Source organism: Streptomyces sp. NPDC048002, assembly GCF_040653275.1.
In the GTDB taxonomy this organism is placed as follows: Bacteria; Actinomycetota; Actinomycetes; order Streptomycetales; family Streptomycetaceae; genus Streptomyces.
Map to the genome: position 1 here is coordinate 203,318 of NZ_JBEZNL010000004.1, position 21,303 is coordinate 224,620.

The 21,303-nt window shown below is 73.5% G+C and carries 17 protein-coding genes; 9 read left to right on the forward strand and 8 right to left on the reverse strand.

The genetic code is table 11. From position 1 onward, the window contains the following. Positions 1-71: 71 nt before the first annotated feature. Both AB0E07_RS08335 and AB0E07_RS08340 read right to left on the reverse strand, forming a co-directional pair. Complete coding sequence (locus tag AB0E07_RS08335; protein WP_362247549.1) at positions 72-287, reverse strand: hypothetical protein; 216 nt, start codon at positions 285-287, stop codon at positions 72-74. Positions 288-399: 112 nt separating this feature from the next. Continuing rightward, positions 400-3,528: a type 2 lanthipeptide synthetase LanM family protein gene (locus AB0E07_RS08340; protein WP_362247550.1), complete on the reverse strand. Its 3,129-nt coding sequence runs from the start codon at positions 3,526-3,528 to the stop codon at positions 400-402. 488 nt (positions 3,529-4,016) lie between these two features. Here AB0E07_RS08340 and AB0E07_RS08345 point away from each other — a divergent pair, with 488 nt between their 5' ends. The 3 genes from AB0E07_RS08345 (at position 4,017) to AB0E07_RS08355 (ending at position 5,889) form a co-directional block, all read left to right on the forward strand. Then, the gene (locus AB0E07_RS08345) at positions 4,017-4,628 is read left to right on the forward strand and encodes a response regulator transcription factor (RefSeq protein ID WP_362247551.1); all 612 of its coding nucleotides are present in this window, start codon (positions 4,017-4,019) and stop codon (positions 4,626-4,628) included. Then, positions 4,625-5,221: a LuxR C-terminal-related transcriptional regulator gene (locus AB0E07_RS08350; protein WP_362247552.1), complete on the forward strand. Its 597-nt coding sequence runs from the start codon at positions 4,625-4,627 to the stop codon at positions 5,219-5,221. Before AB0E07_RS08345 ends, AB0E07_RS08350 begins: the two co-directional genes overlap by 4 nt. 230 nt (positions 5,222-5,451) lie before the next feature. Continuing rightward, positions 5,452-5,889: a glutaredoxin domain-containing protein gene (locus AB0E07_RS08355; RefSeq protein ID WP_362247553.1), complete on the forward strand. Its 438-nt coding sequence runs from the start codon at positions 5,452-5,454 to the stop codon at positions 5,887-5,889. A gap of 25 nt (positions 5,890-5,914) precedes the next feature. Here the strand turns inward: AB0E07_RS08355 and AB0E07_RS08360 are convergent, their stop codons facing one another. The 3 genes from AB0E07_RS08360 to AB0E07_RS08370 form a co-directional block, all read right to left on the reverse strand. Then, positions 5,915-6,649, reverse strand: a complete 735-nt coding sequence (locus AB0E07_RS08360) for a peptidase E (protein WP_362247554.1) — start codon at positions 6,647-6,649, stop codon at positions 5,915-5,917. A gap of 262 nt (positions 6,650-6,911) precedes the next feature. Next, positions 6,912-7,673 (reverse strand): 4'-phosphopantetheinyl transferase superfamily protein, encoded by a 762-nt coding sequence (locus AB0E07_RS08365; RefSeq protein WP_362247555.1) that lies wholly within the window; start codon positions 7,671-7,673, stop codon positions 6,912-6,914. A gap of 46 nt (positions 7,674-7,719) precedes the next feature. After that, positions 7,720-7,950, reverse strand: a complete 231-nt coding sequence (locus AB0E07_RS08370) for an MbtH family NRPS accessory protein (RefSeq protein ID WP_362247747.1) — start codon at positions 7,948-7,950, stop codon at positions 7,720-7,722. A 320-nt stretch (positions 7,951-8,270) separates the two neighbouring features. Here AB0E07_RS08370 and AB0E07_RS08375 point away from each other — a divergent pair, with 320 nt between their 5' ends. The 5 genes from AB0E07_RS08375 to AB0E07_RS08395 all read left to right on the forward strand — a co-directional run bounded on the left by AB0E07_RS08375 (position 8,271) and on the right by AB0E07_RS08395 (position 15,892). Continuing rightward, a complete protein-coding gene (locus AB0E07_RS08375; RefSeq protein ID WP_362247556.1) occupies positions 8,271-10,595 on the forward strand; it encodes a lantibiotic dehydratase in 2,325 nt (774 codons plus the stop codon). Further along, positions 10,595-12,088 (forward strand): amino acid adenylation domain-containing protein, encoded by a 1,494-nt coding sequence (locus AB0E07_RS08380; RefSeq protein ID WP_362247557.1) that lies wholly within the window; start codon positions 10,595-10,597, stop codon positions 12,086-12,088. The genes AB0E07_RS08375 and AB0E07_RS08380 overlap by 1 nt, the downstream gene beginning before the upstream one ends. Then, complete coding sequence (locus tag AB0E07_RS08385) at positions 12,085-13,191, forward strand: pyridoxal-phosphate dependent enzyme (RefSeq protein ID WP_362247558.1); 1,107 nt, start codon at positions 12,085-12,087, stop codon at positions 13,189-13,191. Before AB0E07_RS08380 ends, AB0E07_RS08385 begins: the two co-directional genes overlap by 4 nt. Then, positions 13,188-13,445 (forward strand): acyl carrier protein, encoded by a 258-nt coding sequence (locus AB0E07_RS08390; protein WP_362247559.1) that lies wholly within the window; start codon positions 13,188-13,190, stop codon positions 13,443-13,445. Before AB0E07_RS08385 ends, AB0E07_RS08390 begins: the two co-directional genes overlap by 4 nt. 149 nt (positions 13,446-13,594) lie before the next feature. Further along, positions 13,595-15,892, forward strand: coding sequence for a lantibiotic dehydratase (locus AB0E07_RS08395; RefSeq protein ID WP_362247560.1), 2,298 nt, complete (start codon positions 13,595-13,597; stop codon positions 15,890-15,892). Positions 15,893-15,948: 56 nt separating this feature from the next. On the opposite strand, the gene AB0E07_RS08400 is transcribed toward AB0E07_RS08395, so the two are convergent. Both AB0E07_RS08400 and AB0E07_RS08405 read right to left on the reverse strand, forming a co-directional pair. Next, positions 15,949-16,854: an arginase family protein gene (locus AB0E07_RS08400; RefSeq protein WP_362247561.1), complete on the reverse strand. Its 906-nt coding sequence runs from the start codon at positions 16,852-16,854 to the stop codon at positions 15,949-15,951. A gap of 83 nt (positions 16,855-16,937) precedes the next feature. Further along, positions 16,938-18,797 (reverse strand): protein-arginine deiminase domain-containing protein, encoded by a 1,860-nt coding sequence (locus tag AB0E07_RS08405; RefSeq protein ID WP_362247749.1) that lies wholly within the window; start codon positions 18,795-18,797, stop codon positions 16,938-16,940. A 368-nt stretch (positions 18,798-19,165) separates the two neighbouring features. Here AB0E07_RS08405 and AB0E07_RS08410 point away from each other — a divergent pair, with 368 nt between their 5' ends. Next, complete coding sequence (locus AB0E07_RS08410) at positions 19,166-21,007, forward strand: ABC transporter ATP-binding protein (RefSeq protein WP_362247562.1); 1,842 nt, start codon at positions 19,166-19,168, stop codon at positions 21,005-21,007. 74 nt (positions 21,008-21,081) lie between these two features. On the opposite strand, the gene AB0E07_RS08415 is transcribed toward AB0E07_RS08410, so the two are convergent. After that, complete coding sequence (locus AB0E07_RS08415) at positions 21,082-21,240, reverse strand: hypothetical protein (RefSeq protein WP_362247563.1); 159 nt, start codon at positions 21,238-21,240, stop codon at positions 21,082-21,084. Positions 21,241-21,303: the final 63 nt, after the last annotated feature.

Sequence of the window (21,303 nt, forward strand, 5' to 3'; positions counted from 1 at the left end):
GCCGGGAACGCGGCGGCGCGGGCCCGCCCGGCGGGCCCGCGCCATCACGCGGAACTTCTCTGCTCCGGCCGTCAGTTGGGGGCGGAGACCGAGGTGTCGAGGGTGGACAGCGTGATGACGATGCCGCTGGTGAGGACCATGCCGGCCAGCACGCGGGCGCGGGCGCACGCGCGGTTGCGGCCGGAGAGGGTGATGCCGCCCGCCGCGTCCTGCTGGGCGTCGGTGGCCTCGGCGGTGTCGGCGGCGGTGAACTCGGCGGCGTCGGCGGCGATGAAGTGCTGGTCCATGACGGTGGTCCCTTCTGAAGTCCCGTGCGGGGCACACGGGGTGGAGGTGGGAGGTGCCGTGGTGCTGACGAGCGGAGGTTCGGGCGTTCGGAGGTGCGGTGGTGCCGGTGGGTCAGTCGGCGCGGTGGCGCAGGAGCAGGAGAGACGGGACGGATTCGGGGTGGGCCAGGCGGAGCAGGCCGTAACCGATGCCGGCCAGTCCGGTCATCAGCCCCGGCGAGGGAACGTGGTCGGGGGTCGCGCATCGGTGGCCCTGTGCTTCGACCAGGGCCAGCACCTGGCCGCTGTGCCGGTGCAGGGCCGACCGGGCCGAGTGGTCACCCTGTGCGGCGAGGGCGGCCAGGGCCTCCAGCCTGCCGAGGGCTCCGTGGGCGAGGCTGAGGTCGGGCCCGATCGGGGCATCGGCGAGCCGGGCGGCGGGGAGGTCCTGGGCGCCCGAGATGGCGTCAGGGAGGAGCGAGGCCGTCCTTCCGGCCAGGCCTTCCCACCAGGACAACTCGTCCCCCTGGCCGGTTTCGGACACGGTGCCCGACAGGATCCGGGCCGCCTCCGCGCTCCGTACGGCGTGCTCGCCCCCGAGAGCGGCGTAGCGCCGCAGCGCCCAGGCGATTCCCGCCGTGCCCTCGGCGAATCCGGTCGCACGCGGGAGGAGCTGCCCCTCCCCGGTGACCATCGGCGTGTCCAGCAGCAGTCCGGCCACGCCCTCGGCCAGCCGCATGGCCGCCGGCTCGCCGGTGGCCTCGTAGGCGGCGACCGCCGCGGCCAGTGCTCCGGCGCGGCCCTGGGCCAGATCGGGTTCGGGGCAGGCCGCCGCCGCGTGACCCAGCGCGGTGAGCGCGTCCCCCAGGGACGTCTCCAGTCCGTCGCCGAGGAGAGAGGCCAGGCGGACCACGGCGTACAGGATTCCGCCGAGGCCGTCATAGGCGCCGGGTCCTGCCGCCGCGCTCAGCTCGGGGTTCTCGGCGAGGGCCTTCAGCAGCGCGGGCAGCGGGCGTACCGCCTCGCGGGCCGCGGCGGCGTACCGCCCGGCTCCTGCGAGGGCGTCGGTGTGGGCCAGGAAGAGCGCCACCCCGCAGTAGCCCTGCGCGAGCCCGGCGCCCATCGGCAGCACCGCCCAGTGCGGCCCCGAAACCCGTTCCAGGCCGATCCAGTTGGTGCGGGTGGCGGACCGGACCGCCCGTGCGGCGATCTCGTCGGCGATCCCGCACGCGGCGGCCAGCAGCCGCGACGGGTCGGGCGCCACGGGCGGAACCGGGGCCACCGCCAGTTCGGAACGCGGCCGTTCGAGGCGTGAGCCCGCGCCGCGCACCGCCAGGGTGGCCGAGATGATCCATTCCTGGTCGTGGCAGTCGACCTCGTCCATCCGGGAGATCTTCCGCTCCACCGCGACCGCCGCGGCCAGCGGAAGCACACCGGGCACCGCTGCTCCGTCCTCGGCGTACAGCGTGGTACCGGAGGGCCGGTGGGTGAAGAAGGGGATGTCGCCGCGCCACAGGGCGGCGGTCTCGTGCTCGGCCAGACGCTCCCGGGCCGGGTCGTGTTCGGACTCCGTCCACAGCACCCCGAACACCCCTTCCCGGGCGAGCGCGTCGCCCAGCAGAGCGGGGTGGGCGGACTCGTCCAGCAGCGTCGCGTACAGGCGGGTCGAGCGGGCGATCAGCCGGGCCGGCCGGTCCGTCCACCTGGCCAGCAGGCCCGTGCCGCCGAGCAGTTCGCCGCGGTGTGCGGTGATCGCCGCGTAGGCGCTGCGGAACCCCTCCAGCAGGGCGGCCGTGTGGTCGGCGCCGGTGAGTGACGTGCCCGCGGGCAGCGGGTGGTTCTGCGCGGCCGGGCTGGACAGCGGGCCGCGCACGGCCCGCATGGTGTCCAGTCCGCTGTCCTGCCAGCACAGGCCCTCGCTGGGGAAGGTGCCGTCGGTGTCCCGGCCGAGCGCGGAGATGTCCAGGGCGCCCTGTTCGCCGATGAGGAGGTGCGGGAGCAGGCAGGTGCGGTGCACCGAGGAGGCCAGCGCGTCCGCGGCCGGGTCGGCGCCCGCCGTCATCGCCTGCCCGAGACCGGTGTGCAGTAGCGTCTCCGCGTCCACCAGGACCGGCTGGTCACCGTGGGCGATCACGTTCTCGTAGTGCATGTCGGCGCCGTCCACCGCGTACAGCAGCGCCAGCAGCGCGCCCTGGCGCCGGTAGAAGGTGTCGGCCTCGGTGACCGAGTCGCACCAGCGGTGCTCGATGAACTCCAGCCATCCGTGGGTGTCGTGGCGCAGCGTGCGCGCGGTGCGCAGATCGAGTCCGGGCACCTTGCTGTTGAGCCAGCCGGCCAGGGCGTCGAGGAGGGCGTGCTGGTCGAGCGGGCGCGGCTTGTGGACGATCCGGGTGCCGTCGGCGAAGTGCAGTACGGCAACCGACCGGTTGCCCTGGTGGGCGTCGCCGCGGCCGAGGTCGACCCGTACGAGCGGACCGGGTGTCCTTCCGTCGAGGAGCGCGCCGGTGAGGGCGGTCCGGTCGGCCTGGAAGCGGGCGACGAGTTCGGCGGCGGCCGCCGTGGCGTCCAGCGCGGTGCGGGCCAGCATCCGGGCCAGGACGGGGTACGCGGTGAACAGTTCCGTCAGTCCACGGCGGGTGCCGGCGGCCGAGACGAAGGAGTCGAAGCGGTCGCGCGGACCGTCACCGGTGAGGCACCCGGTGTGCCGCGCGGTGTGCAGCTCCCGGACCAGGGTGCGGGCTGCCTGGCGGACGAGCTGACGGGTGAGCCGCTCGGCGAACCCGCCCAGCCAGACGGCGCGTTCGGTTTCCGTGACCCCCGCGACGGCGGCGACCTGGTCGGTGAGGCGCGCCGTGGCCGTGGCCACGACCGGCCGCACCACCGGGGCGAAGACATCGGGGCCCTCGCCGACCGCCTCGAAGCGGTCCGCGTCCACCTGGGGGAGGTGCTCGGGGGCGGCGGCCACGACGGCTTCCGCGTACTCCGCCCACTCGGGCTTCGTCACCCGGGCGGCCAGCCGCTCGGCGGGCTCGGCGGCGAGGGCGGCCGCCGTGTCCCGGTCCACACCGAGACGCTCCAGCCGCACGGCGAAGCCCTCCTCGTCCCCGACGGCCCAAGGCATCGGCCCCGAGACGGCGGCGGTTCCGTCGGCCCCGGGGTGCCCGGGGGCGGCGAGCCGCTCCGTGAGGGTCAGCGCCGGCGCCCACCATGCGGCGGGGAGCCCGGCGGTCCGGGGAGTCTGGAGGCTTGCGGTGTCGGTCACGAGATAGAAGGTCGCAGACCCCCCGCACCCCCCACATGGGTAACCGTCCCCCATATTCTCGGCGGGCCTTCCCCACCCTGGGGGGACGATCAGCGCGGCCGGCGACCGGATCGACGAAACCGCAGGTCGCGGCAGTGTCGGCGGCGCGTGAACATCGTTGCCGGGGTGGGGGTTCGGCCCGTGGGAGGGGCCACCAACCGGGGCCGTGGGGGCGTACGTCCCCCATGCCGGCCCCCACTGCCGCGCCCCGTGCCCCCACAGCGGGCACTCCGCTGCCCCCCACCACCCCCGACACGCACCCGCCCCCCACCCCCGGGGCCCCACGATCCCGCCCGCATCGGAGTGGGGGCCGCCCGCCACACGGAAACGTGGGGAGCCGTTACCGATGCCGCCGCACCGCCGGGGACGGCACGGTGTTCCCCAGTCCCCATGCCGGACCGCCCCCACAGCCCTCAGGCCGGGCGGACCAACTTCCCAAGGAGCAGCAGATGGGAGCACCCGTACCCGTCAGTGTGGTCGCCCTCGACCCGGTGCTGGAAGCAGGAACCCGCACGACCCTGCTCGTCCACCCCGAACTGACCGTGTGCGAGCCCGCCGACGCGCGGGTCGCCGTACTCACCGTGGACCGGCTCGGTCCGGCCGAGCTCGACATGGTGCGGGCCACCCGTACCCAGCCCCACCGCCCCGCCGTCGTCCTGGTGGCGGGCACCCTCGCCTCCGGCGACGTCCTGCACGCCCTCGCCGCCGGCGCCCGGGGCCTGCTGCTGCGGCGCGAGGCCGACGCTTCCCGCCTCGCCCACGCGGTGCTGGCCGCCGCGCGCGACGACTGCACCCTGCCCCCGGGCCTGCTCGAACAGCTCCTGGACGGACCGGACACCACCGGCCGCGCCCCCGGAGGCTGGAGCGAGGGCATGCTCTCCGAGCGGGAACGCTCCGTACTGCGGCTGGTCGCCGACGGGCACGAGACAGCCGAGATAGCCCAGCGGCTGGCCTACTCGCCCCGCACCGTGACCACCGTCGTGCACGACATCACCCGGCGGTTCCGCCTGCGCAACCGCGCCCACGCGGTCGCCTACGCACTCCGGGCGGGCCTGCTGTGACCGCCACCCTGACCGCGCCCCCCGTCCCCGACGTCACGGTGCGGGTCCTGCCCGGACCGGGCGCCGACCAGGTCCGTGTCCTCGCCGAACGGGCCGGACTCGGGCACGGCACGGGGGAGTACGCACCCGGAGCCGTCACCGTCGTCGTCGCCCCCGACCCGGAACAGGCCCTGCGGGGTGTCGGACGGCGTGGCCCGCTGCTGCTGGTCTGCGACACCGTCGGCGGCGCGGGCCGGCTACGTGCCCTGCGCGCCGGCGCGGTGGTGCTCGCCCGCGCCGACCTGACCGAGGAAACCCTGGTGAAGGCCGTCCATCGAGCCGCGCACCCCCATCAGAGCATCCCCTACCCGGAGTTGTCCCGCCTGCTGACCGGCGTTCACCCGGCGCGACGGGTACCTGTGTCGGCCCTGACCGCACGGCAGACGTCGGTCCTGCGACTGATGGCCGAGGGACACGGCAACGCGGACATCGCCCTGCAGCTGACCTGCTCCGAGCACACGGTGAAGAACGCCATCTACGAGATCATGGCCCGGCTCCAGGCCCGCAACCGTGCCCACGCGGTCGCCCACGCCGTGCGCCACGGCCTGGTCTGAGCCGGAGGACACGCCGTCCACGACGCGGGGCACGGGAACCACGGACCGACCGAGTGCCGAGGGCACCGGAGGCCCGCCCGTCGCCCCGCGCGGTCGCGTCTCCGGCCTGGCGAGGCGGGACCCCTGGCGCAGTGGAACCTGAGCGCAGTGGAACTCCGGCGCAGTGGAACTCCGGCGCAGCGGGACTCTGGTGAAGTGGCAATCCTGGCGCACCGATAGCCTGCGTCACCATGATGCGCGCGTGGATCCTGCCGATGGTGTTCGTGCTCAGCGGGGCAGCCGTCGCGACCGGGCTGATCCTCAAGGGGAGTTACGGCACAGCCGTGGTACTCCTGGCGGCGTTCCTGGCGCTCGCCGGGGTGAACTCGCCGCTGATCTTCCCGAGATCGATCGGCGCGCTGGAGGCGCAACGACGCAGCGCGGTCGACGGCCGCCCGGTCGTCTTCTGGCGGCCGGGCTGCACGTACTGCATCCGCCTGCGCCTCCGGATGGGCCGCGGCTCCCGTCGGCTGTACTGGGTCAACATCTGGCACGATCCGGCGGCGGCGGAAGCCGTGAGAGCGGCCAACGACGGCAACGAGACCGTGCCGACCGTCTTCGTGGACGGCCGGCCGCACACCAACCCCGATCCCGCCTGGGTGCGTGAACACCTCCCCCCGTCCGCGTGACGCGTACGAAGGCCGAGAGTCTCGCTCAGGGTGCCTTGAGCGGGCGTGGGATGATCGGCTCCTCCGCGGCCCGACCGTCCTGCCGCCGCACCACGTACGCCCTCTTCCCCGGCAACTCCGTCACTGCTTCGACGAGTTCGGTGCCCTGGTAGACCAGGCCCACTCCGTCGTCGGTGCAGTGGGCCTCGGCGAAGGTGCCGTCGGCCACCAGGCCGTGGACCAGCGGGCGGCGGCCCTCGTCGGAGTCGTAGTGCACGCCGTTGCCGTACGGCAGCAGGCCCAGTCCGCCCGTCACCGGCCGCAGCTCGGGTCCGAAGGAATCGGTCGCGCCGCCCTCGAACCAGCAGATCGAGCCCGCGCTCACGCCGGCCAGGACCACGCCGGCCCGCCAGGCGCGTCGCATCACCTCGTCCAGTGCGTGCACCCGCCACACGGCGAGCAGGTTGGCGACCGAGCCGCCGCCCACCCACACCACGTCATGGTCGAGAACGGTGGCCTCGATGTCCTCGACGTTGGGCATGGGGAACAAGTGCAACGGGGTCAGGTCGAAGCCCGCCAGCCGAGCCCCCTCGGCCATCCGCGCCGCGACGTGTTCGGCGTCGCCCGCCGCGGTACCGACGTAGAGGATCCGCGGGCGCCTGCCCTGCACGCCCGAGAGGTCGACCGCGTGGTGGACCAGGGGGCCCAGAAGCAACCGGGTCCGCGTGCCGGGGAGTTGGCCTCCGGAGGTGGCGAGAATGGTGGGTCGGGGTGCGGTCACCCGCGTGATCGTATCCCGCACCCACTGGTGGAAAGTGTGCACCCGCTGGTGGAAAGTGTGCGCGCGAGGTGAAGGCACCGCGCGGTTCGGACAACTGCGCACGCGTGCCGACAGGCCGGCGGAGCCGGTCGGGTGGCCGGTACCCGCGCAGAGCACCACGCACCGGCGCTGAACCCGGTGCCGCCACCGTCCGAACAGCGCGGCGGGCACCGGTCGTTGAACCGGTGCCCGCCGCGCTCACGGGGGACGACTCCTGGGCGGGTCATGGGCTGCGCAGGGCAACCGCCGCCGCGTAGCCCGACGGGACCAGCACGTCCCGCACCGCCCACCCCGGCGCCGGATCGGTCGGCGTCGGGCCGGTGCCGAGGTAGTCCAGCGCCGGATCGCGGACGAGCCCCGTTCCCAGCCCCTTGAGGTACGCCTCCTTGCGCACCCACGCGCGGGTGAAGGCCGCCGGGCGCCCGTACGCGGGCAGCCGTGCCAACTCCTCGGCCTCCGCGGTGTGCAGCGCCGACTGCGCGCTGAGCACCGCCTGCATCGTGGCCAGGCCCTCCACGTCGACGCCCACCGGCGCCGGCGCGAGCGCCACCAGCACCAGGCCGCCGCTGTGCGAGAGCGAGAAGTGCACACCGGGTGTGCGCAGCACCGGCCGCCCGTGCGGCCCGCCGCAGCCCGCGCACGGTTCACGCGCCAGCGGCAGTGCCTCGGCACGCACCCCGAGCACGACGCTGAGGACGCCCCGAAGCGCCGCGTGGGCGACCACGTAGGCATCGCGGTCACGGTCGTGCCGGAAGGCACTGGCCCGCGCCCGCTCCTCCGCGTCCAGGACCGTCCCGGCCTGCCGCAGGACCGGCGCGTCCTGCTCGCCGACCCTGGCCAGGTACAGCTCCAACGGGCCGTGCAGGGGCCGGGGGCCGGGGGTGTCCGCCCCCGCCCTCAGCACCGACAGGTCCAGCACGGCCGGGCACAGCCGCTCGGCGAGGTCCGGGGCCGCGCGGGCGTGCGGTGCGCGCCACGGCGCCACCGGCGGATCGTGGGCCGACGGTCCCGGCAGCCGACCCGGGTGTACCTCAGGCATCTGCCCCGGCCAGCCGCCGACGCAGGCTGAGCGGACGCATGTCCGTCCAGATCACGTCGATGTGGTCCAGGCAGGCCTGCCTCGCGCCGCGCAGGCCCTCCGGGTGCCAGCCCGCCGGCAGCTCGCGGTCGGCCCGCCAGATCGAGTACTGCTCCTCGTCGTTGCGCACCACGAGGTACTGCTCCTCGGCGTCCGGGCGGACCTGGTCGGTGTCCGGGCGGATCTCGTCGGTGTCCGGGCGGACCTCCTCGGCGTCCGCGCCGTGTCCGAAGTCGGGTTGCGTCACGGTGAACCTCCCGCGGGTGATGGGACCGGCCGCAGGTCGCGGCCGACGCCGACAGCGTGCCCTCGCGCCCCCGGACCCGGTCAGGGACGAACACGCCGAACCCGCGGCGCGCGTTGCTGCCGGATCTTCTCTGTCGGCACGTCGCCGCCGTGCGGGACGGTGCTGTCCGGCCGGAGAACCCGGCGAACCCGGGGCGGACCACCGTCCGCCCCGGGGCCGGTCGCCTCCCCGCACCCCCTTTCCGGAAGGAGCACGCGATGTCGGACGAGCACGCACCTGTCCTGCTGCCGGGCGGAGGCTGGCGGCTGTGGGACCAGTTCGCGCTGCGCGGACCCGGTTTCCCCGCCGACGGCGTGCTGCGTCTGGCCCCGCCCGGACTGGCGGAGGCCGCGGACAAGTTCGGCCCCGGCGAGCCGCTGGCCGGCCCCGAGTGGGACGGCTTCAGCGAGCAACTCGCCCAGGCGGCCGTGCACACCGCCCGCCACCTCCAGGACGTCGCCGCCCGCCCCCGCTTCCAGGCGGCCCTCGCCTGGCAGAACCCCGCCGTGCTGCGCACCGGGATCGCCCCGTTCCTGCGCTGGACGCCCGGCGTGGACGCGCGCAGCAGCATGCCCCGCCAGCGCGAGGAACTCGTCGCCCACTACTGGCAGCGGTTCTGCGTGAAGAACGACACCATCGGCTTCTTCGGCCCCGTCGGCTGGGGCCACTGGGACCTCGACGCCTCGGACGCCGTCGCCACCTCCTCCGGGAGCGGGTTCCTGGCCGCGGGAGAGGTGTACTTCTCCGGCTGGGCGATCGACGCCCTGGCCAAGGTGCTCGGTGAGGACGCCGAGTTGATGCGCTGGATCCCGCCGCGCCGGGTCTCCATCGTCCGCGCCGCCGAGGGCGCCGTACGCGTCCCCGGCCGGCCCGCGCAGCCGATCGGGCGACGCGAGGCGGACGTACTGGAGCTGTGCGACGGGACCCGGCCGGTGGCCGCCATCGCGGCGCAACTTGACCTGCCGGACACGGAAGTCACAGCTCTGGTACGGGAACTGGCGCGCCGCCGATGGGTGCAGTGGCGCCTGGAGGTGCCCGCCGCCACCCACCCCGACCAGGCACTGCGCGCCATTCTGGAGCGCGTCCCCGACGCGGCGGCCCGGGAACGGGCGCTGGCCGCACTCACCGTACTGGAGGAGCGCCGCGACGCGGTGCGCGCCGCCGGCGACGACGCCGAGGCCCTGACCGCCGCGATCGGCGCCCTCGAAGCCGACTTCGCCGCCCTGACCGACACCGAGGCCCAGCGCGCCAAGGGCGCCCGCACCGCACCCTGCCGGGGCCTGGTCTACTCCGACACCCGCCGCGCCGCCACCGCCACGGCCGGACCGGGCCTGCTCGCCCACCTCGAACCCCTCCAGCTGTGCCTCACCGCCGCCCGCTGGATGACCAACCGCTTCGCCGACGGCATCCGCGCCCGGCTGCGCGCCGTGTACGACGGTCTCGCCGCGGACGGCGCCCCCGTCGACCTCGCCACCCTGTGGCTGCACACCCTGCCCTCCCCGCACCCCGCGGCGGGCGACCTCATCGACACCGTCCAGGCCGAACTCCGCGCCAAGTGGGCCCGTCTCCTGGACATCCCGAGCGGAGCGCGCCGCGTAAGGCTGACCACCGCCGAACTCGCCGACCGGGTCCGCGCGGAGTTCGACGAACCCGGCGACGGCTGGTCACTGGCCCGCTACATCAGCCCCGACGTCCTGGTCGTCGCCGACGACGAGGCGGCCCTGGCCCGCGGCGACGTCGAGCTCGTCCTGGGCGAGATGCACTGCGCCCTCAACACCATGGGCGCCTCCCTCTTCGTCCACCAGCACCCCGACCGCGGCGAACTCCTCGCCGAGACCACCCGCGACTTCCCCGCGCCCCGTCTGCTCCCCATGCTCGCCAAGGAGTTGCCCCTGAAGTGGTCCACCCGCAGCCGCCCCTCGCTCGACCGGGACCAGGACCACTACGTGGCACTCGTCGACCAGACGGGAGACCCGCACCGCCCGCGCACCGCGCTGAGTGCCGACGTCCGGGTCGAGGACATCGACGGCCGGCTCACCGCGGTCCTCCCCGACGGCACCCGCTACGACCTCCTCGACGCCTACGCCAACACCCTCACCCAGCGCGTCATGGACCGCTTCACCCTGCGCCCCGCGGGCGAGCACACCCCGCGCATCACCGTCGACCGCATGATTCTGGCCCGCGAGACCTGGCAACTCCCCGTCGCGGACGTCGACTTCGCCGACGAGAAGACCGAGGCCGCCCGCTTCGTCCGGGCCCGCCACTGGCAGCGCCGGCACGACCTGCCGCGCTTCGTCTTCGTCGTCTCCCCGACCGAACCCCGCCCGTTCTACGTCGACTTCGACAGCCCCGTCTACCTCACCATCCTCGCCAAGGCCGTCCGCCGCCTCGCCCGCAAGGACCCGGACGCCCGGCTGAAGGTCAGCGAGATGCTCCCCACCCCCGAACAGGCCTGGCTCACCGACGACGAAGGGCAGCGCTACACCTCCGAACTCCGTTTCGTGGCCGTCGACCGGACCGTCACCGGCACGGAGGAGCGGTGATGCGCACCCTCGCCGACGACCTCGCCGAACACGCCGCCAGGCACCCGCAGCGGATCGCCCTGGACACCCCCGACGGCACCGTGACGTACCGTCAACTCAACGACCGCACAGACGAACTGAGCCACCTGCTGGGCGCGCTCGACGTCCGCCCGGAGACCGTCTGCGCGGTCGCCGTGGACCACGGCCTCGACGCGGTCGCGGCCATCGCGGCCGTCCTGCGCCGCGGCGCGGCCTTCCTCACCCTGGACGTGGGCCAGCCCCGCGACCGGCTGGCCTCCTTCACGCGCAGCGCCGACGCCCGCCTCCTGCTGACGACCACCGCCCACGCACCCGCCCTCGACCTCGGCCTGCCCACCCTCCACCTCGACCGCCCGGTGCCCCCGGCCCCCGCCGCGAGCCCACCGCCCCGAACCGCCGACCCGCGAGCCCTCGCCTACGTGAGTCACACCTCGGGCAGCACCGGCGAGCCCAGCCCCGTCCTCGTCGAGCACCGGGCCCTCGACGGCTACCTGCGCGACACCGCACACGCCTTCGGCCTCGGCCCGCACACTGTCGCGCTGCAAACCGCCCCCCTTGGCTACGACGCCTCGATCCGTGACACCTTCGCGCCGCTGCTCGCGGGAGCCCGCCTCGTCCTCGTCGAACGCGCCCGACTGCTGCGCCCCGCCGACTTCGTCCGTACCGTGCGCGAGCACCAGGTCACCGCGCTGCTCAGCGTCACCCCCTCCTTCCTGACCCACCTCGCCGGACAGCCGGACCTGCCCGACCCCCTGGCCGGCGTCACCCTCGTCGCCTCCAGCGGCGAGTCCCTCAGACCCTTCCTCACCGCCGACGGACGCCGCCTCGTCCCCGGCCGCCTCGTCAACCAGTACGGGCCGACCGAGTGCACCATGACCACCACCCGGTACAGCGTGCCCGGGGAACCCGACCCGGCGGACGACATCGTCGGCCTGCCCCGCGCCGACACCACCGTCCGCGTCCTCGGCCCCGACCTCGCGCCCGTCCCCGACGGCACCGTGGGCGAGGTGTACATCGGCGGCACGGGCGTCGCGCGCGGCTACGGCGGCCTGCCGGCCCGTACGGCCGCCTCCTTCGTCCCCGACCCCTACGGGCCGCCCGGCTCCCGGCTCTACCGCACCGGCGACCTCGGCCGGTGGAGCCCCGAGGGCCTGCGCTACGAGGGCCGCGGCGACCGCCAGGTCAAGATCCGCGGCTACCGCGTCGATCCCGCCGAGATCGAGGGCGCCCTGCTCACCCACCCCGGTGTGACCGGCGCCGTCATCACCCCGCACACCGACGACCGGGGCCGCGTCTACCTCGCCGCCCACGTCACCGGGGACCCGGGCACCGCTGACCGCATCCTGCGGGCCCACCTCGCCCGCACCCTGCCGCCGCACCTCATGCCGCGGCACTTCCACCGCCACACCACCCTGCCCACCACCCGCGGCGGCAAGGCCGACCGCCGCCGCCTGGTCGCGGGAGGCACGGCATGAGCACCCCCCTCTCCACGAGCCGCCGCCCCGCCACACGTCCCGCCCCGCCCGCGACTCTTACGCCCGCGACCGCACCGCCCCCGCCCGGACTCCCCGGCCCGGCCGACCTCGCGACGGCCGCCACCCGGATCGCGCCCCACATCCGCCGCACCCCCCTGCTGCCCGGCCCGGTGACCGCGGCCTACGGCCCGCACCTGCTCCTCAAGGCCGAACACCACCAGCTCGGCGGCTCCTTCAAGACCCGCGGGGCCGCCAACGCCGTGCTGGCCCTGAACGCCGAGCACGTCGTCACCGGCTCCTCCGGCAACCACGGCATCGCGCTCGCCCGTATCGCCCGCACGCTCGGCCTGCGGCTGACCGTCGTCCTCGCGGCGGGCGCCTCACCCGCCAAGGCCGCCGCCATCCGCGCGCTGGGCGCCGAGACCGTCCGGGTGGGCGGGGGAGTGGCCGAACGCGAGGAACGAGCGTCGGCCCTGGCCGAGACGACCGGCGCGGTCCTCGTCCCCTCCTCCGACCACGCCCTGGTGATCGCCGGCCAGGGAACCGTCGGCACCGAAATCCTCACCGACACCCCCGACACCGAGACGGTGTACGTACCGGTCGGCGGCGGCGGCCTCCTGGCAGGCGTCTGCCTCGCCGCCGCGGGCCACCCGGTACGAGTCGTCGGCGTCGAACCGGCGCTGACTCCGCGCTACGCCCGCTCCCTGGCCGCAGGTCACCCCGTACGGCTGCCGTCGAGCAGCACCGTCGCGGACGGACTGCGCGGCCAGAGCCCCGGACGGCTCACCTACCCGATCGTCCGCGACCGGGTCGACGACCTGATCGCCGTCGGCGAGTCCGAGATCCTCGCCGCCGCCACCCTCCTGCGCCGGCACGGCGTCGACGCCGAACCCAGCGGCGCCGTCGCCCTGGCCGGCGCCCTGCGCGCGGGCCGCCGCGAGCGTGCCGTCGCCGTCGTCTCGGGCGGCAACACCCCGGCCCGGCTGCGCACCGCGTTCCGCCCACCCGCGTCACCGACGAACGTCCCCGCCACCACCGCACCGACCTCCGCGAACTCCCACGCCACCAACGCCACCGACACCGCCAAGGAGCACACGTCATGACCGAGAACACCGCCACCGCCGTCAGCACCCTCGACCTGCTCGTCGACGTCTTCCGCGAGGTCCTGGGCCTCGACGACCTCACCGCCGACACCGACTTCTACGAGGCCGGCGGTGACTCCCTGACCGCCTTCCAGATCACCGGACGCCTCCAGGAGATCCTCGGCACCGACGACATCCCGGTCTCCCTGGTCTTCGCCTACCCGACCCCGCGCGACCTCGCCGAGGTCGTCGACGCCGACTACGGCCGCGGCTGACCCCGCCCCGGCCCCGAGCGCCCCGCCGGTCCCCGTACGGACGCACGTACGGGGCCGGGGGACGGGCGTGCACCGCCCACTGCGCGCTCCCGATCCAGCCTCGTCAGCCGTCCGTCCGTCCCGTCCCGTGCTCGTCAAGGAGTGCCGCCATGCCCGAAGACCACGCCCCGCTCCTCGGCCGCTGGCGGCTGTGGAACCAGTTCGCGCTGCGCGGACCGGGTTTCCCCGCCGACGGTGTGCTGCGTCTGGCCCCGCCCGGACTGGCCGAGGCCGCCGACAAGTTCGGCCCCGGTGAGCCGCTGACCGGCCCCGAGTGGGACGGCTTCACCGAGCAACTCGCCCAGGCCGCCGTGGAGACCGCGCACACGCTCCAGGACATCGCCCGCACCCCGGCGTTCCGGCAGGCGGTGGCCTGGCAGAACCGGCCCGTCCTCACCTCCGGGATCGCCCCCTTCCTGCGCTGGACGCCCGGCGTGGACGCGCGCAGCAGCATGCCCCGCCAGCGCGAGGAACTCGTCGCCCACTACTGGCAGCGGTTCTGCGTGAAGAACGACACCATCGGCTTCTTCGGCCCCGTCGGCTGGGGCCGCTGGGACTCCGACGTCGTCGGCGCCGAAACCGACACCGGCACCGGAATCATCGCCGACTCGACCGTCTACTGGGCCAGTTGGGGCATCGACGCCCTGGCGAAGGTCCTGGACGCCGATCCGGAGCTGCGCGGATGGATCGCCCCCAGGCGGGTCCCGTTCGTCGCGCTGAACGGCGACGAGGTACGGGTACCCGGCAGGCGCCCGACAACCGTGGCCGCCCGCACCGCCGCCGTCCTCACCCGCTGCGACGGCATCCGCTCGGCCCACGACATCGCCGCCGAACTCCCGGACACCGACGTCCCCGCGACCCTCGAAGAACTGGTCCAACGCCGCTGGGTGGCCTGGCGTCTGGAGGTACCCGCCGGCACCCACCCCGACCGCGCCCTGCGCAACTGGCTGAACACGGTCGCGGATCCGGCCCCCAGGCGACGCGCCCTCGCCGCCCTCGACCTCCTTGAGGAGGGCAGGGCGAAAGTCGCCCGGGCCACCGACGCCGACGCGCTCGTCAGCGCCCTCCAGCAACTGGAACAGGACTTCACGACCCTCACCGACACAGCCGCCGTAAGGGAGAAGTCCGCCACCACCGCGCCCTGTCGCGCCCTGGTCTACTCCGACACCCGGCGCTCCGCCACCACCCGCCTCGGCCCGGCCGTCCTCGACGCGCTGTCCCCGCTGCGCCTGCTCATGGACAGCGCGGGCTGGCTCACCTCACAACTGGCCGCCACCGTGGAGGCGGAGACCCGCACGGTGTACGGCCGTCTCGCCGCCGCCGGCCAAGTGGACCTGGCCTCCTTCTGGTTCGCGTGCCTGCCCGTCCTGCACGGTACCGCGCGCGCCGCCGCCGAGGACCTCCAGACGGAGTTCGCCGCGCGCTGGCGGCGCGTCCTCCCCGTCCCCGAGGGGGCGCGCCACGTGAAGGTGCGATCGGCGGACATCGAGAAGTCCGTCCGCCGCGAGTTCGGGGGCGGCGGAGGCTGGACCGCCGCGCGCTACCTCAGCCCGGACATCATGATCGCGGCGGACGGACCCGAAGCCGCTTCGCGTGGCGACCTGACCCTCGTACTCGGCGAACTCCACCTGGCCTCCAACACGTTGGGAGCCTCCCTCTTCACCCACCAACACCCGGCCGTCGACGAACTGTTCGCCCTCACCGACCGCGACCACCCCGGCCCGCGCCTGATGCCCCTCATCCCCAAGGAGCACCGCGCCCGACTCTCCACCCGGGTCCGGCACACACTGATCCGTCCCCAGGACTACCAGGTCGCCCTCACCGACTTCACCGCCGACCCGGCCCGCCCCCGAGCCGTTCGCAGCGCCGACGCCGTCGTGGAGGAACGGGCGGGTGAACTCGTCGTCGCCCTCCCGGACGGCGCGCACTTCCCGGTCACGGACGTCTTCGCGCACGTCCTGACCACCCTGGCGATGGACCTCTGCCAGTTCCTCCCGCCCGCCCCGCACACCCCGCGCGTCACCATCGACCGCCTGGTCGTCGCCCGCGAGACCTGGCGGCTGCCCGCCGCGGAGGCCGACTTCGCCGACGCGAAGGACGAGGCCCGCCGCTTCGTCCTCGCCCGGCAGTGGCGTACCCGACTGGGCCTGCCCCGCTACGTCTTCGTCGTCTCGCCGACCGAATCCCGCCCCTTCTACGTGGACTTCGACAGCCCTGTCTACGTCACGATCCTCGCCAAGGCCCTGCGCCGCCTGGCCCGCAAGGACCCGGAGGGCAGAGCCGTGTTCACGGAGATGCTCCCCACCCCGGAGCAGACCTGGCTCACCGACGACGAGGGCAACCGCTACACGTCGGAACTGAGGTTCGTCGCCTTCGACACCGCGGACGCCGGTACGCGGCCCCACTGAACCGGCGAACGCGACCGGCCGAGCCCACCCGGCTCGGCCGGTCCGACTCCCGCCGCTCACCTGTCGGCGAAGGCAGCCACCACCAAGTCCGTGAGCAGGGCTCCGGCGGTGCCGTCGGGGTCGAGGTCGGGATCGTAGATGGTGACGTTGAGCCCCACACACCGCGGCGACCGGACGAGCGGCCGCAACAGGGCGGTGACCTCATCGGGCAGGAGCCCGTCGGCGTCCGGACTGTCCACCGCCGGCATGACCGTGGGATCGAGAACGTCGGCGTCCAGATGAACCCAATATCCGTCGAGCGCAGGGAAGTCCAGACTGACGGCGGTGGCGGCGCCGAGGTCGGAGGGCTCCCACCGGCGCAGGTCGGACACGGTGACGACGGGAACCTTCAGCCCACGCAGCTCGGCGACCTCCTCGTCGTCCGAGTACGCGTCGCGCGTACCGAACACGCGGATGTCCTCGTCCCGGAGGTAGGGCCCCAGCCCCTCAAGATCGGTCAGATCGGCCTGCCCCCGTCCGGTGGCAAGCGCGAGTTCCTCCCCGCCGGCCGCGCCGACACGATCGGAGTTACCGGGGTGACGGAAGTCGGGGGAGGCGTCGACGGAGACCAGTCCGTAGCGGCCGAGACGGCGCAGGGCGAGCGCGGCACCGAGCTGGATGGAGCAGTCACCGCCGAGCATCAGCACGAAGTCCCCCGCACGCACGTGCTGTTGGACCCGGTCGGCGAGCCGAACGGTGTAGGAGGCGATGGCCGCGGCGTTGAAGACGCCGTCTCCCTCCTCCCAGTCGCCCCGGTCGTAGCGAGGCGGCACGACCACACCCCCCTCAAGGGCACCGAGCCTGCGCACGATCCCCTGGTCCCGCAAGGCTCCCGCGAGCTTGTAGCAGCCGGGGACGGTACCGGGCTCCGGCGGACGCAGACCGAGATTGGAAGGAGCGTCGATCACGACAATGTTCCGCATGAGCACCATCCTGCCCCCACCGGAGAGGGCCCGCCCCCAGGTCCTGGACCTCGGGGCGGGCCGACTGCCCGGCAACGGTGACGCTACGGCTTCCACCAGAGGCCGGAGGCGTCGCGCAGGGTGTTGGTGCCGCAGTGGATCTCGCCCATACCGAGGTGGTACGTGTACCAGTCGTCGACGTACGAGATGTTCATCCCGGCACCGGTGTACGCGGCCGTGACGGCCTCGGTGAAGATGTCCTTGCCCCCGACGACGGGACCCCACTGGCGCGGGGCGAGGTAGCGGTCCCGGGAGAGCAGGATGCCGTTGACGGCGCCCGGGACGTACGCGCTGGTCATGACGGTGGGAGCCGGTGCGGCGGCGCGAGCGCCCTCGGCGTCCTCGGCGTTCTCGCGGAACTGCTGCTGACCGTACTTCCGGGCGGCCTCCGAGGTCCCCTCGCCGCCGAGGCGGCGCAGCAGCGGTACGCGCGGGTCGGCGCTGTCGCCCACGATGCCCCGCGTGTAGAGGGCGGGCACGCGGACGATCTCGTCCTCGGTGACGCCCGTCTCCTTCTTGAGGATCTCCAGGTTGGCCGTGATCTTCCGGGCGGCCATTTCGTTGTCCTTGACCAGGTACCGGGAGGCGAGGGCCTCGTCGATGGTCTCCTCCGGGGGCAGCAGGTCCTCGAAGCCGGGGACCGAGAACATCTTCTTCGCGCCGTGGCCGTCGCGCTGGGCGTCCCGCAGGAGTTGGAGCCCGGCCGAGGGGTCGGCGATGCCGATCCGCCAGCCGCGCGGGGTGTCGGCGGGCAGGAACTGCACGAACTCGTCGACGTGCCCCACGTGCAGCCATGAGGTGTCCAGCAGGAGCGGGTCCTGAAGTCCCTGGGACTTCAGCATCGTGCGTATCTCCTTGGAGGGACGGACGCCGCTGCCGTCCTTGCGCTCGCCCATGATGATCCGACCGGCCGGGAACGAGCGGCCGTTGTGGGCGTAGGGCGGGATCGTCTCCAGGTTGCCGTAGGAATTGAGGGTCTCCCAGCCCTGCATGTCCCGGCCCTTGGCCTGGACTACGCCGACGTTGGGTCCGCGGAGCTTCTCGAAGAGCTCGCGGCCCGCCTCGCGGTCCTGGGCGGAGCGCAGCATGACGCGCATCGTGCGCTGCTTGCCGTCCGGGCCCGTCATGTTGAGGTAGGCCGGCTCGACGAAGTCCTGGGCCCAGATGTCGCCGTACTTCTCGAAGGTGATCAGCGGCTTGGTGATGCCGGCCGCCTGGCTCTCCTTCTCCAGCTTCTTGACGAACGCGCGCTGCCGCTTCGCCCACGGGTCGTTGCCGGCCACCTTGGTGACCATCAACTGCTGGGTGTTCTGCAGCGCGTGGTGGGTCAGCAGCGGAGCGGCACGCAGCGTGACGGAGTCGGCGGTGCTGCCGGACGAGGAGGTGACCTTCAGCCGGAGCACCACGCGCCCGTCCCAGGCCGCGCTGTCGCGGATGACGTCCTTGCCCTCGACACCGAACTCCACACCGGCCCGCAGCTCGGCCCGCGTCAGCCGGGTCTGCGAAGTGACCAACTCCCAGGCGCCGTTGCGCAGCAGGAAGACCCTGCTCCGGTCGGCTCCCGAGGTCACCTTGACACTGCCCCTGGCATCGGAGGGCAGGTTCCGCAGCGGCACCGAGCGGACCCGCGCCAGATCGGCGGCGTCGGCACGGCCGTTGACCTTCTGGTCGGAAGCGTCGTTGCACGCGGCGAGCTTGGCGTCGGAGAGCGGGCGGCCGCCCGTGCCGGTGGTCGGGCAGCGCCTGCTGTCGTCGTCGATGTTGGGCAGGAACACCGCACCCCGCCCGACGGTCCAGGTGTTCTCCCCGGCGGTGTCGGTGGCGTCCGTGACGTCGACCTTGCCGTCGCGGTTGACGTCCGCCCGCAGATCGATGCGCGGCGGTCCCTCCTCCGCGTACGCCATGCCCGGCGGTGTGAGCACCGCTCCGGTCGCGGTGAGAGCCAGTACCGCCCGTGCAGCGTGTCTCGTACGCACTTCGTGTCCTCTCGTTCCCTGCGGTCAACCCGCTGAAGGGAATGAGGGGGAACGCGCCCTGTGCGTTGGCTGTGCGCTGCGAAGTCATCCTCGTTGATGACGAATTGCGGCCAGCGGTACCTCTCCCGGCGGATCCCGGCGGATCCCGGCGGACAGGTCCCCACGCCGACCGGCGCCCCGCCGGAGGCGTCGCACACCGGACACGGCGATGTCCGGTTATCGCCGGTCCGCCGTAAATGCCTGGACCCGATGCCGCCCGCGACGGGACACTTCCGACTTCCGACCTCGGGAGTGTGATGGGGACGACAGACACGCGGGGCGCCACGCCGGACCGGAGCGCGGTCGTCCTGGCCCTGCGCCGCTACGGCCAAGAACTCCTCCGCCTGCGACGACTGGCCCTGCCCGCACTGCTGTTGCCGGCCCTGGGCAACATCGGCACCCGCTACGTAGCGCCCCTGCTGATCGCCAAACTCGCGGCCCAGGCCGCCGAGGACGACGGTCTCACCGTAGGCTCCGCCCTGCCGTACGTGCTGGGCTTCGGCGCGACCCTGCTGCTCGCCGAAGTCGTGTGGCGGATCGGGCAGCACTGCCTGAACCGCGTGGACGCCCTCGGCATGGAGCACCTGTACGTCAGCGGCATGGACGAACTCCTCGCCCAGGACGCCGCCTTCTTCCACGACAACTTCGCGGGCTCCCTGACCAAACGGGTGCTCAGCTTCGGCAAGCGCTTCGAGGATTTCGTCGACACCCTGACGTACCGGATCGTGGGCAGTCTCGTCCCGCTGGTCTTCGGCGCCGTGGTCCTCTGGATCTACGAGCCGATGCTGGTCGTGGGTCTGCTCGTCATGATCGTGCTGACCGTCGCGGCCGCGACGCCCCTGATCCGGCGCCGCCAGAAACTGGTCAACGACCGTGAGGCGGCGATGGCCCGGGTCTCCGGCCACGTCGCCGACAGCCTGATGAACATGGAGACCATCCGCGCCTTCGCGGCAGAAAGCCGGGAGGCCGAGGAACACCGCAGCCGCGTCGCGGAGTCCAGGCGCCTGACACTGCGGTCGTGGGACTACGGCAATCTGCGCGTAGACGTCCTGGTGGCCCCCATGTTCGTCCTGACCAACGTGCTGGGGTTGCTGGTCGCCATCGCCTTCGCCGGGTCGGGACAGGGAGTCGAGGCACTCGTCGTCGCGTTCACCTACTACTTCAACGCCACGGAGATCATGTTCGAGTTCAACCAGATCTACCGGCGTCTGGAAAGCTCCATGACCGAGGCCGCGCAGTTCACCGAACTGCTGCTGGAGCCGCCCACCGTGCTCGACCCGGCGCAACCCGAACCGCTCGCACCACGGGACACCGGCATCCGCTTCGACGCCGTCACCTTCGCCCACCTGGGTGCCCAGCCGATCTTCCAGGGACTCGACCTCAACGTGCCCGCGGGCGCCCGGATCGGCCTGGTCGGCAGGTCGGGCGGCGGCAAGACCACGCTCACCCGGCTCCTGCTGCGTATGTCGGACCTCGACGACGGCCGCATCCTGATCGGCGGCCAGGACATCAGCCGACTGCGCCAGACCGACCTCCGCTCGCTCTACGCCTACGTCCCCCAGGAACCCGCGATGTTCCACCGCAGCCTGCGGGACAACATCGCCTTCGCCCGTCCCGGCGCCACCGACACGGAGATCCACGCGGCGGCCGAGGCCGCGCACGTCACGGAGTTCGCCGACCAACTCCCCGACGGCTTCGCCACCTTGGTGGGGGAGCGAGGGGTCAAGCTCTCGGGCGGTCAGCGCCAGCGAGTCGCCCTCGCCCGTGCCATCCTGCGCGACGCACCCATCCTGCTGCTCGACGAGGCGACCAGCGCACTGGACTCGGAGAGCGAACTCCTCGTCCAGGACGCCCTGTGGCGGCTGTTGGAAGGACGCACGGCCCTTGTCGTCGCCCACCGCCTGAGCACGGTCGCCGGCATGGACCGCCTCGTCGTTCTCGACCGCGGCACCGTCGTCGAGCAGGGCACCCACGACCAACTGCTCGCCGCGGAGGGCGCTTACGCCAAACTCTGGCAGCACCAGTCGGGCGGCTTCCTGGGCGAGAGCACCGAAGGGGCGGCGCCCGGAATCCCGGTGCCGAGCACCAGGCCGACCTGACCGGCGGCCACGACCCGCTCGACTCTGGGGTGACAACGCCGACCGAGGTGCCGGCCGCCTCCTGGAACCCCGGGTCAGCGGGGCAGGGCGAGGGAGCGCGTGATGAGGGCGTCGTAGGCGCGATCGGGAAGGAGGCGACGCAGGGTGATGAGAGGGCGTGCGCTGAAGCCGGCGGCGTAGCGCGTCTTGGGCTTGCGCGCCGTGACGGCCTTGCCGATGGTGTCCGCGATCACGGTGGGCGGAGAGAGGCGCTTGGGCCATGGTCTCGGAGCGCAGCGAGGCGGCGACCGCGGCGG